General features: G+C 51.0%; 6 protein-coding genes. 3 read left to right on the forward strand and 3 right to left on the reverse strand.

Annotated features, from left to right (window positions below):
- The first annotated feature begins 119 nt into the window (after positions 1-119).
- A complete protein-coding gene (locus tag FUA23_RS20865; RefSeq protein ID WP_246144419.1) occupies positions 120-2,069 on the forward strand; it encodes a YfbK domain-containing protein in 1,950 nt (649 codons plus the stop codon).
- Between the two features lie 89 nt (positions 2,070-2,158).
- On the opposite strand, the gene FUA23_RS20870 is transcribed toward FUA23_RS20865, so the two are convergent.
- Positions 2,159-3,244: a M42 family metallopeptidase gene (locus FUA23_RS20870; protein WP_147932719.1), complete on the reverse strand. Its 1,086-nt coding sequence runs from the start codon at positions 3,242-3,244 to the stop codon at positions 2,159-2,161.
- A 109-nt stretch (positions 3,245-3,353) separates the two neighbouring features.
- Entirely contained in the window at positions 3,354-3,998 is a 645-nt protein-coding gene (gene pyrE, locus FUA23_RS20875; protein ID WP_147932720.1) for an orotate phosphoribosyltransferase, read from the reverse strand.
- A gap of 107 nt (positions 3,999-4,105) precedes the next feature.
- Here pyrE and FUA23_RS20880 point away from each other — a divergent pair, with 107 nt between their 5' ends.
- Positions 4,106-4,744: an NUDIX hydrolase gene (locus tag FUA23_RS20880; RefSeq protein ID WP_147932721.1), complete on the forward strand. Its 639-nt coding sequence runs from the start codon at positions 4,106-4,108 to the stop codon at positions 4,742-4,744.
- Positions 4,745-5,166: 422 nt separating this feature from the next.
- On the opposite strand, the gene FUA23_RS22465 is transcribed toward FUA23_RS20880, so the two are convergent.
- Positions 5,167-5,322 carry a hypothetical protein gene (locus FUA23_RS22465; protein WP_187271167.1) on the reverse strand — a complete coding sequence of 52 codons (156 nt, stop codon included), beginning with the start codon at positions 5,320-5,322 and terminating at the stop codon, positions 5,167-5,169.
- Between the two features lie 133 nt (positions 5,323-5,455).
- Between FUA23_RS22465 and FUA23_RS20885 the strand changes: the two genes are divergently transcribed.
- The coding region (locus FUA23_RS20885) for an SdrD B-like domain-containing protein (protein WP_187271168.1) at positions 5,456-14,491 on the forward strand (9,036 nt) is incomplete at its 3' end.

Below are 14,491 nucleotides of genomic sequence, written 5' to 3' on the forward strand. Positions count from 1 at the left end.
GGCGCAACCATCGCGAGCCCCTCGCATATAGGGTTCGAGCCCAAACACCTCCAAAAAACATTACGATAACTTATGCACAACTCCTGAAGTGAGCATCAATCCTCCAAAAACCACCCGCCATGAAATGCCTTTTCACCCTTCTGGTGCTTTGCTGCACCCTTTCCCTCACCGCCCAGGCCGACTGTATCGCCGGCACATTAGTCGACAAAGAAAGCGGAAAGCCACTGCCCTTCGCCACCGTACAGTTCTTCTTCAATGGAAAGTTCCTTCATGGAATGACGACCGACCTGGACGGCAAATTCCTCGCGTGCGGACTGCCAAAACGAAAGCAGGTCGACCTGCAGATTGATTACACCGGTTGCGCCACCCTTAAAGTCGTCGGAGTTCTTGTCGGAGACAAATCAGTTGAGCTGGAAATCGAAAGGGGGGGAGTTCTCCTGGAGGAGATCGTTGTTAAAGAGTTCAAGAAGCCGCTAATAGAGCAAGACAATACCACAAGCGGCCAAAGAATGACTTCTGAGGATGTGCGGAACCTACCAAAGCGGAATGTTAGTCAGATCAGCGGAATTGCAGCAGGAGCTTCCCCTGCACCGGCGAATAGAATGGCCAGCATGAGAGGATCCCGTGCAAATGCTAAGCAATACTACGTCGACGGTGTTAGCGTAGGAGCTACCGCCGGTTCACAAATGCCATCTCCGGATCCTGAGGTGAACGAACAGTACAACGGGATTGCCGAAAACGGGTTCAAGTCGACCAAAGAGGAGCAGATTTCCACCATTTCTACCGACGTAGACCGTGCCGCTTACGCCAATGTTCGTCGCTTCCTGAACAGCGGGCAGCTACCGCCCGCAGATGCTGTCCGCTCCGAAGAAATGATCAACTACTTCAAGTACGAAGACCCCAACCCTGAAACGAAAGACGACGTCGCCCTGCGTACGGAGTTTATGACCTGTCCCTGGAACCCGCAGAACCAACTCCTCCGCGTCAGTGCGAAGACGATGCCCATCGCTACGGCCGATATTCCGGCCTCTAACCTGGTCTTCCTGCTGGACGTATCCGGAAGTATGAGCAGCACCAACAAACTACCGTTGGTAAAGGAAAGTCTCAAACTGCTGACCCAGTCGCTGCGCCAGGAAGATAAAGTTTCTATCGTGGTCTACGCGGGAGCTGCCGGTCTGGTCTTGCCCGCTACATCCGATCCGGGAGCCATCATTGCGGCCCTGGACGAACTCAACTCCGGCGGTTCCACGGCCGGAGGAGCGGGTATCGAACTGGCTTATAAAACGGCCGCCGAGAACTTCATCGAGGGCGGAAACAACCGCATCATCCTGGCTACCGACGGCGACTTCAACGTTGGTGTCCGAAATCAGGACGCCCTGGTGAAACTCATCGAGCAAAAACGGGAAACCGGAATTTACCTGACCGTCCTCGGTTTCGGGACAGGGAATTATCAGGAAGGAACGATGCAACTGCTGGCCGATAAGGGCAACGGTAACCATGGCTACATCGACTCGCCCGCCGAAGCACGTAAGGTTCTCGTCGAAGAATTTGGCGGAACGCTTTACACCGTTGCGAAAGACGTAAAGCTGCAACTCGAATTCAACGAGAAAGCCATCGCTTCGTACCGCCTCATCGGCTACGAAAACCGTTTGCTCAATACCGAAGATTTCGATGACGATACCAAGGATGCTGCCGAAATGGGAGCCGGCCACAGCGTTACTGTCCTGTATGAATTAATTCCTGCCCGGGGATTTAAAAAGGCCGATGCAATGGCGGATCTACGCCTGCGCTTCAAGCCAAATACCGGAGGGCCATCCCAAAAAATATCCGAGCCGGTAGCAACGGATTATACTCCTGAAGAAATGATTTCAAACGATCTGCTTTGGTCTGCCGCTGTCGCCGAGTTTGCTATGCTTTTACGCGGTAGCGAGCATAAAGGAGAAGCTACCTGGACGCATTGTCTGGAAATGGCAAAAAAAGCCCAGGGAGAAGATGCAAATGGCTACCGGGCGGAGATGATTGGCTTAATCAAGACGGCTCAGGAAATTGATGGTGAAGCCCGGCGATAACCAATTTCGTTAAGGTAATAAATCAATAAAAAAGCGCAGTTTACGAATGTTGTAAGCTGCGCTTTTTATTAATGGGTATTGATATAAGTCTATACGTCGAAGTATTTAAAAGACATACCTCCTTTAATTACTTTCAGGGTTTCGTAGATTAGTTTTATTACGCCTTCAACGTCGTCTTTATGCGCCATTTCAACGGTTGTGTGCATGTACCGAAGGGGTAATGAAATTAATGCCGACGGTACGCCTCCGTTGGAGTAAGCGAACGCATCGGTGTCCGTTCCGGTTGCACGGCTGCTGGCCTCGCGCTGAATGTCGATATTATTGTTGGACGCAGTATCGATAATTAAATTCAATAATTTATTGTGTACTGCGGGAGCGTAGGTTACAGTAGGGCCCTTGCCTCCTTTTACATCACCTACTTTGGTCTTATTCAGCATAGGGGTGCTGGTGTCATGGGTGACGTCGGTTACGATGGCCACGTGCGGTTTGATGCTGTCGGCAATCATTTGTGCGCCGCGCAGGCCTACCTCTTCCTGTACCGAGTTGACGATGTATAGAGAGTAGTCGAGTTCGAGCTTGTTTTCTTTGATTAGCCGGGCAACTTCGGCGATGCAGAATCCGCCCATCCGGTTATCCAGTGCGCGGCCGCAGTAATAGGTGTCGTTCATTACCTCTAATTCGTCGGGGTAGGTAATGACCGAACCCACGTGAATACCCATTTTGAGTACCTCGTCTTTGGTTTCTGCGCCAACGTCGATGGTAATATTATTTATTTGTGGCTGCAGTTTGGCTTCGTCGCCCCGGCGGGTATGGATAGCGGGCCATCCGAAGACGCCTCTTACGATGCCTTTGTCTCCGTGGATATTCACACGTTTCGAAGGAGCGATCTGATGGTCGCTGCCGCCGTTACGAATAACGTGAATAAATCCATTCTCGGTGATGTAATGAACGAACCAACTTATTTCGTCGGCATGGCCTTCAATAACAACCCGGTAATCTTTACCGGGATTAATTACCCCATAAGCTGTACCGTAGTTGTCTAACCCGACTTCATCAACGAAAGGGCGGATATATTCGAGCCATAGTTTTTGGCCCGGGCTTTCAAAGCCGGTGGGCGAAGCGTTGTTGAGGTAGGAGTTGAGGAATTTTTCAGATTGATTAGTAAGGATAGCCATTTGTGTTCAATTAAACGTGTAATAGTGATTCGCCTGTTTTATGAGGAAAACTGACAGGCGGCGCGAGCGCAGGTGCAGTGAGAGGTTTCTAGAAAACAGGATAAAAGATTTATGCTCCTGCCTTGAAAGATTCACTCCAGGCGCGGGGATCTTCTTTCCAGTTGCCGAGTGCATCGGCTTCCGCGTTGGAAATGTGGTTTTGTTTTACGGCTTCATCCAGGAGGGTGGAATAGCTGCTGATGGTTGCCAGGGGAACGTCGGCTTGCTCGAAAGCACGGACAGCAGCTGGGAACTCGTAGCTGAAAATCGCCACTGCTCCGGCTACGTCTCCTCCGGCAGCTTTGAGAGCGTCGATGGCTTTAAGAGCAGAACCACCGGTAGAAATCAGATCTTCTACTACCAGGTATTTTTTACCTGGTTCAACGCGGCCTTCAATCTGGTTCTGGCGGCCATGTTCTTTGGCCTTCGAGCGGATATAAACGAAAGGAAGGCCCAGTCGGTCAGCCAGTAAAGCGCCGTGGGGGATGCCAGCAGTGGCAACACCGGCAATGCCGTAGAATTCTCCGAATTGAGGGGTCAGTTCTTTGAGGCCGTCAATGACTTCGGAGCGAATTTCAGGGTAAGAGAGCAAGACGCGGTTGTCACAATAAATCGGAGAGCTCAGACCACTTGCCCAGGTGAAAGGTGATTGAGGAGCAAGTTTAACGGCTCCAACTTCGAGGAGACGGCGGGCGATATTACTGGCGGTACTCATGCTACTATTATTTAATTGTGATAAGGCAATGGGGAGACTTTAGGAATGATTACGTTCTTTGCGTCTGTTTGCAATATCTACCACTCCTACCTTTAAATTCGCCGCAAATGTACGTAATCTACGTCAACGACCGACCAATTACCTTGCTCTCAAAAGCAGAACTCCGCACCTGCGACCCCGCCCTGCTTAATACTGGCGCTGATACGCACCTTACAGCCAACTATAGCGGAAAACCACGAACCCTGCTCCAGTACGCCGATATGCTCGAGAAAGGAAGTCCTAAAGTTCTTTCGGTAGCTATTGTCTCCGAAGATCTGGAGAAGTTGTGGGAAGACTTCAAAAGCAAATACAAATGGATCCCTGCGGCCGGAGGAGTCGTCAAAAATACTAAGCTGGAGAAGACGCTTTTTATTTATCGTCGTGGATCATGGGACCTGCCGAAAGGTAAGATCGATGAAGGAGAGGACGCGCCCACCGCTGCCCTTCGGGAGGTCCGGGAGGAAACAGGAGTTTCTGACCTTCTGCTAGGCGAGCAACTTCCCACCACCTATCACACTTACCGCAATCGCAAGGAGAAAAGAGTGCTGAAACCGACCTATTGGTTTGAGATGAAAACTGATCAGGAAGCACTCGTTCCCGAAACAGAAGAGGACATTGAGCGGGCCGAATGGCGAAGCATAGAAAATGTACTTAACGACCCGGCACCGTTGTACCGGAGTCTGCGTCACCTGCTCGAACGGCTTTGATCGAGGGGGCTTATTAGAAGCCTCGAAAACTCGATAATGTCCCCGCGTGAGTCATAATGTGGAGGAAAAATTGTCATGGTTGGAGGTGCTCAGCATAGTACAATTACCAGGCAGTTTTGATCGAGCACTCTTAACATGAGCTGATTTGCTTAAGATCAGTTGGACAAAAAAAAGCCACTTGTGCTTCGAGCAACCGCTAAACGTGTTATATTTGTTGCGCATCTTACCTCCTCCAAGAGGGGGGCCATTTTCATGTTTTTTGTTTTCTGACCTAAGAAATCATAATCTTCAAGAATAGACACAGCTTAAAGTGATTTTTAGCCATGCGTAACATGCTGAATTACTTTTATTTAGGTCTGTTTTTGGCCTTATTTGTTTGAGCCTTGGCTGGTTAAAACAAAATTTTGTTAACGACCTTTTTATTAATCTCTTATGAAAAACGGACGACCAGATCCAAATGGTTTTACACCAAAACCAAGTCTGATTTCTCCCGCTTTTTCCTCTTCGACAGGAAAAAGTTGCTCTGCCCCGTTTTGCGGGAGTGGAGATTTTTCCGTTTTTGAAAGAAGTGTTCTCATGAAGAAAAATCTACTCGCTACACCCAATGACCCGAAAAACCGCGGTCGAAAATTTAATCTCATGTCTGTTAGGTTATCTCGCTTTGCTGTCAGCTGTTCGTCCCTTGCTGCTGCATTGCTACTGTTGTTCTTGATGTCAACAAATCTATCCGCTCAGGTGGTGGTTTCGGCATCAGCATCGTGTAACGATGAACTGGGCATGAATGCAGGAGCAAATACATATTACGTCGTTGTCAATGATGTTACCAATGATACTGCTTCGATGGTAACTACTTTTGACGTAACGGTAGGAACTGAGACTCTACCTTTTACTCCCGGAGTCCCGATTGTGTTCGGACCTTTCTCTCACAGTGGGGCGGGTGGTGCTGTTCAGATTATTACTGCAACAGATAATTCGAACGCTGGAGCCTCCGGTACTGCTGAGGTGCCCGAGGTCCTGTGTGGCGTTCGGCCAGACGGCGGACAGGCATCAGGTGGCTTTTGTATGACAACAACTGATCCCGATGTTTTAACCGGGGCTATTCTGGCGCAGTCCGCTCCTGGGTCATTTATGGCTGGTGGTAGTAGCGGTCAGGTCCAGACATATGTGTTAGTAGATGATGCAGGGTTTATCGTGCAGTCTAATATGACTGGCCTTTTCGAAAACCTCCCGAGTAACACTTACCAGGTCTTCGCAGTCAACTACCGCGAGACTGAAGACCTCGATAATTTCTTACTTCCCGGAGAATCCTTCCAGCCACTTCTTGACGCTTTTGCAGGAACGCCAACTGGCACTTCTCTGGACAACGCCTGTTTCACTATCTGTGATACCGACCCGGTCATTATGGTCCCGGTCAACTGCCTCAGTATTGGTTCTACCGTATTTACTGATAACGACAATGATGGCATGTACACTCCCGGAGCCGGAGAAACCGGAATCGAAGGAGTAGACGTAAACCTCTACGCAGTGTCTTCTTCCGGATTGGCCGACAGTCTGGTGGCAACCACCACAACAGACGCAATGGGTAACTACTTCTTCGGAGGCCTCGACGAAGGAATGTACACTGTTTCTATTCCTACTACCCCCGAAGGATACCCCCTTAGCTCAACTGATGACACACCTCCTGAAGACGTAGCTACCGGCGACGACGTCGACAGCGGTATTCAGGATATGACCGGCGACTCTGTTGTGAGTCCCGTTATCACTCTTATGGCTCAAACAGAACCAACAGGTGCTGATGAGGCTGGTGCCGGAGGAATGCAGGACGACGACATTGTAGGTACAACTACTACCAGCAATGATGACGCCAACGGTGACATGACCGTTGACTTCGGATTCGTTCCAAGTATGAGCATCGGATCTACTGTATTTTACGATACAGATAATGATGGCGCCCAAGACCTGACTGATCCGCTTGAAGGAGGTATTGCTGGTGTAACCGTTATTCTTTACGACGTAAACAACATGCCGATTGCAACTACCATCACTGACATGAATGGTAACTATCTTTTCGATAGCCTTGCTCCCGGCACCTATTTTGTAGGAGTGGAAGCTCCCGTCGATGCCCAATACGCTTCTACCGGAGCCGGAGCTGATACCGGAGCAAATGATACTGACGGAAACAGCGATGGTTCAATGACCACCATCCCCGGAGATGTATCTCTTTCAGGGCCAGTAGAACTGGTCTTCGGTATGGAGCCAACCGGTACCGATGAGGACGGACAAGGAAACATGCAGGATGATGCAACTCCATTTGCCGACGCTAACGGTAACATGACTGTCGACTTCGGCTTCGTTCCCACGAACAGCGTCGGGTCTACGGTCTACTTCGACATGAACGATGATGGTATCCAAATGGGCGCCAACGAAATTGGCGTCGAGGGAGTAATCGTTCAGCTTCTCGGAGACCCCGATGGAGACGGTACGCTACAAGTAATTGCTACCGATACTACCGACGCTAACGGTGACTACTTCTTCCCGAACCTTCCCGATGGTGATTATCAGGTGGTACTTCCTAACGGAGTGATGGGAGGCGATGCTTCTTCTATGGTAAGCAACGACCCTGCCGACGGAGATATCCAGAACGGTACTATGCAGGCCGACGGATCTATCAGCTCAGACGTATTTACCCTGATGGCTGGTGATACTCCCGAAACGGAACTCGACGGTACCACCGGAGACGATCAGGATGCTGATGACCCGGCCAACGGAATCGTTGATGCCAATGGTAACATGACAATCGACTTTGGTATTGTACCAACTCTCAGTATCGGATCTACTGTTTTCTACGACGCTGACAATAGCGGTGATCAGGATACAAATGACCCGCTGGAAGGTGGAATTGCGGGTGTAACCGTAAATCTCTACTTCGACGATGACAACGATCCCGGAACACCTCCGGTCGTTATCGCAATGACCGTTACGGACGAAAACGGTGATTACCTTTTCGATAGCCTCGCTCCCGGTAATTACCAGGTGGGCGTATTGGCTCCCGATGATGCCATCGCAGCTTCCACTACTCAATCCGTAGCCGACGATGATATCGACGGTACCAACGACGGTGCTCAGGGCGCGGGCGCAGGTGCAGGGAGTGAGTCTCTGAGTGGCATCGTTGAACTCTCTATTGGCGATGAGCCACAGGGGGGAGACGAAGCTGGCCAGGGTGGCGAGCAGGATGATACCGCTCCGCTGTCCGATGCCAACGGTAACATGACGGTTGACTTCGGCTTTATTCCTGTCAACAGCGTTGGTTCCGTAGTCTTCTTCGACATGAACGACGACGGTATCCAGATGGGGGCCAACGAAATCGGTGTTGAAGGAGTAACCGTTGATCTCCTCCTCGACGACGATATGGATCCGGCAACCCCGCCGGTGGTTGTCGCCACCACTATGACGGACGCAAACGGTGTCTACCTTTTCGACAGTCTACCCAACGGTACTTACACTATTTCCCTTCCCAACGGTCTTGATACTGGTATGCCTTCATCTACGGTCAGTAATGACCCGATAGACGCAGCAGTTCAGAACGGTATGGTCGACGGTGTAAACATCACCAGCGATACCTTCCAGTTGGTAGCAGGTATGTCTCCGATCGAGCCAACCGACGATAACGGTGATGGCCAGGACGAAATGAACGGCCTTGTTGATGCCAATGGTAATATGACCATCGACTTCGGTATCGTGCCCACCCTCAGCCTCGGTTCTACCGTCTTCTACGATGCTGATAACAGCGGTGATCAAGACCTCAATGACCCCCTTGAAGGCGGAATTGCTGGTGTAACCGTCAACCTCTACTTCGATGATGACAATGATCCAGCGACGCCACCTGTTCTGATCGATATGACCATTACAGATGCCGATGGTAACTACCTCTTCGACAGCCTTGCTCCCGGAGACTACCAGGTAGGTGTCATCACTCCGGAGTCTGCTCCTACAGTTTCTACTGGCCCAGCCAGTGACATGGATATGGACGCCAACGATAACACGGATGGTAATAACGACGGTCAGCCTACCCCCACGGGTGCTGCGGGCGAAGAGTCTCTTTCTGGTGTTGTTAACCTCATGCCCGGCGAAGAGCCACAGGGTGGAGACGAAGCTGGCCAGGGTGGCGAGCAGGATGACTCCGCTCCGCTGTCCGACGCCAACGGCAACATGACTGTGGACTTTGGTCTTGTGCCAGTTAACAGCGTTGGTTCCGTAGTTTTCTTCGACATGAACGACGACGGTATCCAGATGGGGCCCAACGAAATCGGTGTTGAAGGAGTAACCGTTGATCTCCTTCTCGACGACGATATGGATCCGGCAACCCCGCCGGTGGTTGTTGCTACCACTATGACGGACGCAAACGGTCTCTACCTTTTCGACAGTCTGCCCAACGGTACTTACACTATTTCCCTTCCCAATGGCCTCAATACTGGTATGCCATCGTCTACGGTCAGCAACGACCCGGACAATGAAACTGTCCAGAACGGTATGGTCGATGGTCTAAACATAACTACCGATACCTTCCAACTGGTTGCTGGTATGTCTCCACTGGAAACAACAGACAACAACGGTGATGGCCAGGACGAAATGAATGGCCTTGTTGATGGAAATGGTAACATGACCATTGATATCGGTATCGTACCAACAATGAGCATCGGTTCCACAGTCTTCTATGATGTAGACGACAGTGGCGATCAGGACCCGGCTAACCCGCTGGAAAGCGGTATCGCTGGTGCAACGGTAAACCTTTACTTCGATGCCGACGGCAACGGAATGATTGATAACGGAGAAGAACTGACTCCGATTGATATGGTAGTCACCGACATGGACGGCAACTACCTGTTCGACTCTCTGTCTCCCGGTGTTTACGTAGTAGGTGTCGTACCTGCTGATGACGCAGAAACTGCTTCTTCGACCCAGTCTGATGCTGACACTGATGTGGACGGCACGAATGACGGTATGCAGATGGCCGTAGGCGGAGAATCTCTGAGTGGCCCGTTCACACTGAGCCCGGGTGATGAGCCTGCTGATGACGTTGAGACCTTCCAGGGCAACACTCAGGATGATGGTGCGAATGAAGAAAACGGTAACATGACGGTTGACTTTGGTTTCATCCCGCTGGGAAGCGTTGGTTCCACGGTGTACTTCGACATGAACGACAACGGCATGCAGGACGAAGCGAATGATGTCGGTATTGCCGGCGTTACCGTTCAGCTGTTCGCCGACACCGACGGTGACGGTATCCCCGAAACACTGGTCGGAGAGACACTGACCGATATGGATGGTGTTTACCTCTTCGACAGTCTTCCTAACGGTACGTATACAGTTGTACTCCCAATGGGCCCCGACGGAGGTATGACCCCATCAAGTGTTGTTGACGGAGACGATACCAATGTAGCGGTCCAGAATGGTACTGCTCAGGGAGACGGCTCTGTAGCCTCTGCTCCATTCGATCTCGTAGCTGGAACTGAGCCGATTGAAGGTGGAAATCTTGACGGCGACGATCAGGACAACGGCGGAGATGATGCGGACGGTAACATGACGATCGACTTCGGTTTTGTACCAACAATGAGCATCGGTTCCACAGTCTTCTATGATGTAGACGACAGTGGCGATCAGGACCCGGCTAACCCGCTGGAAAGCGGTATCGCTGGTGCAACGGTAAACCTTTACTTCGATGCCGACGGCAACGGAATGATTGATAACGGAGAAGAACTGACTCCGATTGATATGGTAGTCACCGACATGGACGGCAACTATCTGTTCGACTCTCTGTCTCCCGGTGTTTACGTCGTAGGTGTCGTACCTGCTGATGACGCAGAAACTGCTTCTTCAACCCAGTCTGATGCTGACACTGATGTGGACGGCACGAATGACGGTATGCAGATGGCCGTAGGCGGAGAATCTCTGAGTGGCCCGCTCACACTGAGCCCGGGTGATGAGCCTGCTGATGACGTTGAGACCTTCCAGGGCAACACCCAGGACGATGGTGCGAATGAAGAAAACGGCAACATGACGGTTGACTTCGGCTTCATCCCGCTGGGAAGCGTTGGTTCCACGGTGTACTTCGACATGAACGACAACGGCATGCAGGACGAAGCGAATGATGTCGGTATTGCCGGCGTTACCGTTCAGCTGTTCGCCGACACCGACGGTGACGGTATCCCCGAAACACTGGTCGGAGAGACACTGACCGATATGGATGGTGTTTACCTCTTTGACAGTCTTCCTAACGGTACGTACACAGTTGTACTCCCAATGGGCCCCGACGGAGGTATGACCCCATCAAGTGTTGTTGACGGAGACGATACCAATGTAGCGGTCCAGAATGGTACTGCTCAGGGAGACGGCTCTGTAGCCTCTGCTCCATTCGATCTCGTAGCTGGAACTGAGCCGATTGAAGGCGGAAATCTTGACGGCGACGATCAGGACAACGGCGGAGATGATGCGGACGGTAACATGACGATTGACTTCGGTTTTGTACCAACAATGAGCATCGGTTCCACAGTCTTTTACGACACGAATGATGACGGAGAACAAGACCTGACCGACCCACTGGAAGGTGGTATCGCTGGAGTAACTGTAAACCTCTATTTCGACGACGATAACAACCCGGCGACACCTCCTGTCCTAATCGACATGGCGATCACGGACGCAGACGGTAACTACCTCTTTGATTCCCTCGCTCCAGGCCTTTACCAGGTAGGTGTAGTTCCTGCAACTGACGCAGGCACCGCTTCTGCTCCGGTAACTGATGCTGACACAGATGTTGACGGCGTCAATGACGGTACTCAAGCTGGTGGCACAGGTACAGAATCACTCAGTGGAGTATTCGAACTCGTTCCGGGCGATGAGCCACAAGGCGGTGATGAAGACGGACAAGGCGGTGCTCAGGATGACTCCTCTCCGCTTGAAGACGGAAACGGTAACATGACCATCGACTTCGGCTTCGTTCCTACGAACAGCCTTGGTTCTACTGTATTTGTCGACTACAACGACAACGGTATGCAGGATGCCATGGAAACTGGGGTTGCTGGAGTGGAGGTTCAACTCCTCGCCGACACCGATGGTGACGGCATTCCGGAAACAGTAGTTGCTACAACTGTTACTAATGGAAACGGGGATTACTTCTTCCCTAACCTGCCCGATGGAAACTACCAGGTAGTTCTTCCTAACGGTGTTGAGGACGCAGTCGCTTCAACTCCCGTTGACCCAACGACCACCGATGCAGGTCTTCAGAACGGTACCATGCAGCCGGATGGCTCAATCTCTTCTCAGGTAATTATGCTGATGGCAGGAGATGCGCCTGAAACAGAACTCGACGGTACCACCGGAGATGACCAGGATGCTGATGACCCTGCTAACAATATCGTTGATGATAATGGTAACATGACCATTGATTTCGGTGTAGTACCTGAATTCAGTCTCGGTTCTACCGTATTTGAAGACACAAACAATAATGCTACCCAGGATGCTGGCGAAGCAGGTGTGCCTGACGTAGAGGTAACACTCTATGAGGACACCGACATGAGTGGTGATTTCTCCCCTGGAGACATGGTGGTAGCTACAACCACTACTGACATGAATGGTGATTACTTCTTCGATGGCCTTCCTGCTGGTGACTACCTGGTCGGAATCCTTCCTACTGAAGACCTCCCGCTTTCTTCCGATGACACACTTGATGAAGATGATGCTGATACTACGCCAGTTGATGGCGATGATAATGGTACTCAGTCTGATGGTGCAGGGTCCCCTATCTATACCGGAGTCGTTACCCTTGGTGACGGACCTGAACCTGCTGATAACGTCGAGGTCGGGCAAGGCGGCACCCAAGATGGTGTTGATGGCTCGCAAGACGACCTGTCAGGTAATATGACCTTAGATCTGGGCCTCTTCCCTGGCCTGTCCGTTGGTTCAACGGTCTTCAATGACCCGAATAATAACGGTATGCAGGACGCCGGTGAAACCGGAATTCCAGGTGTCGTCGTTACACTGCTTGACGATATGAACAACGTCATTGCCACAGATACCACAGATTCAGCTGGAGATTACTTCTTTGGAGGTTTACCTGAAGGAATGTACCAGATTTCGATTGCGGCAGATCAGTTCGCACCGGGCGGTGCTCTTGAGGACAGTTCACTCTCTTCTGGCCCTACCAGTACAGCTGATGATGAAACCGACGGAGATGACAACGGTACCCAGGTTACTGCTGGAGCAGTTACAACTTCCCCGGTCTTTGAATTGTCGATCGGAGATGAGCCAACTGGCGCTGAAGAAGGTGGACAAGGTGGACTCCAAGACGGAGACGACTATGACGCTAACGGTGATATGACCATTGACTTCGGTTTCCTTGTGCCAAGCTTCGACCTCGCTTTGATCAAAGTACTCAGCCCCGGTCAGACCTCAATGGTGAATCCTGGTGATACCATCAGCTACGACATCATTGTATTCAACCAGGGCAATATCTATGCTGATAACATTGCCATCACGGATATGATTCCAGTTGGCATGACTTTCGATGCTACAAACAACGCAGACTTCGCCGCCGACGGCACTGTAACGCTTACCGCGGGAGGACTCCTTCCTTCTGAAGGACTCGCTCCGGGTGCTTCGGATACTGTAAGCCTGAGCCTTGTAGTTGATGTTCCTGTTGCTGCTGGTACCCAGTTCGACAACGTTGCGAATATCACAATGGCAACGGATACGCTTGACGTTCCGCAAGACGACGACGATTCTGATTACGCTGAAGAGGAAACTCCTGACGACATTGACGAAAGTGATAATGATGTAATTGATGAAAATGGAGAAGACCCGCTCAATCCTGGCGACGAAGATGAATCTGACGAAGAGACTATCACCGTACGCACATTTGACCTGGCTCTTACCAAAACATTAAGTGCTGGCCAAACAGCTTCTGTCGCTCCTGGCGATACCGTAAGCTTTGATATCATCGTATTCAACCAGGGAGAAATCGCTGCCGACAATATCGATGTGGTAGACTTTGTACCAGATGGCTACACTTTTGACGCTACGCTTAATTCCGATTGGACGGCGACAGGCGCAGGTGCAATGACCAGTCTTTCGGTAGCAGAGATGGACCTTCCTGTTGGTGGTCTCCTGCCAGGAGCTTCGGATACTGTCCAAATCTTGCTGACCGTAAACAACCCACAACTACCGGGCACCATGGATCTCCGCAACATTGCTGAGATTATGTCCTCCGAAGATCCGAACGGTAATGAGCAGATTGATGTCGATTCTGACTACACCGACGGTGTGACCCCCGATGTAGTTGAGGATATTGACAATGATGATATAACCGAAGACGGCACTGTACCAGGCGAAGACGAGGATGAAAGCGATTTCGAAGAAGTCACGCTACAGGTATTTGACCTTGCACTCATTAAGATGCTGTCCCCAATGCAGGACATGTCTGTTGAGCCCGGTGATACGATTGCTTACACAATCACCGTAATCAACCAGGGCGACATTCCTGCTGATAATATTGAAGTAACCGATTACCTGCCGGCGGAGCTTGGCTTTGAGATGATGGCTGGTAATGGTGTTGATGATAACTCAACTCTCGGCTGGTCACTGGTAGCTGGTAATCCAACAACAACCCTCACGGTTGCTGACGGAGAACTTCCTGCGGGCGGTCTTGCCCCTGGTGCATCAGTAAGCATCGACCTGTTCCTGACGCTGACCAGC

The organism is Neolewinella aurantiaca, assembly GCF_008014675.1.
Classification (GTDB): domain Bacteria; phylum Bacteroidota; class Bacteroidia; order Chitinophagales; family Saprospiraceae; genus Neolewinella; species Neolewinella aurantiaca.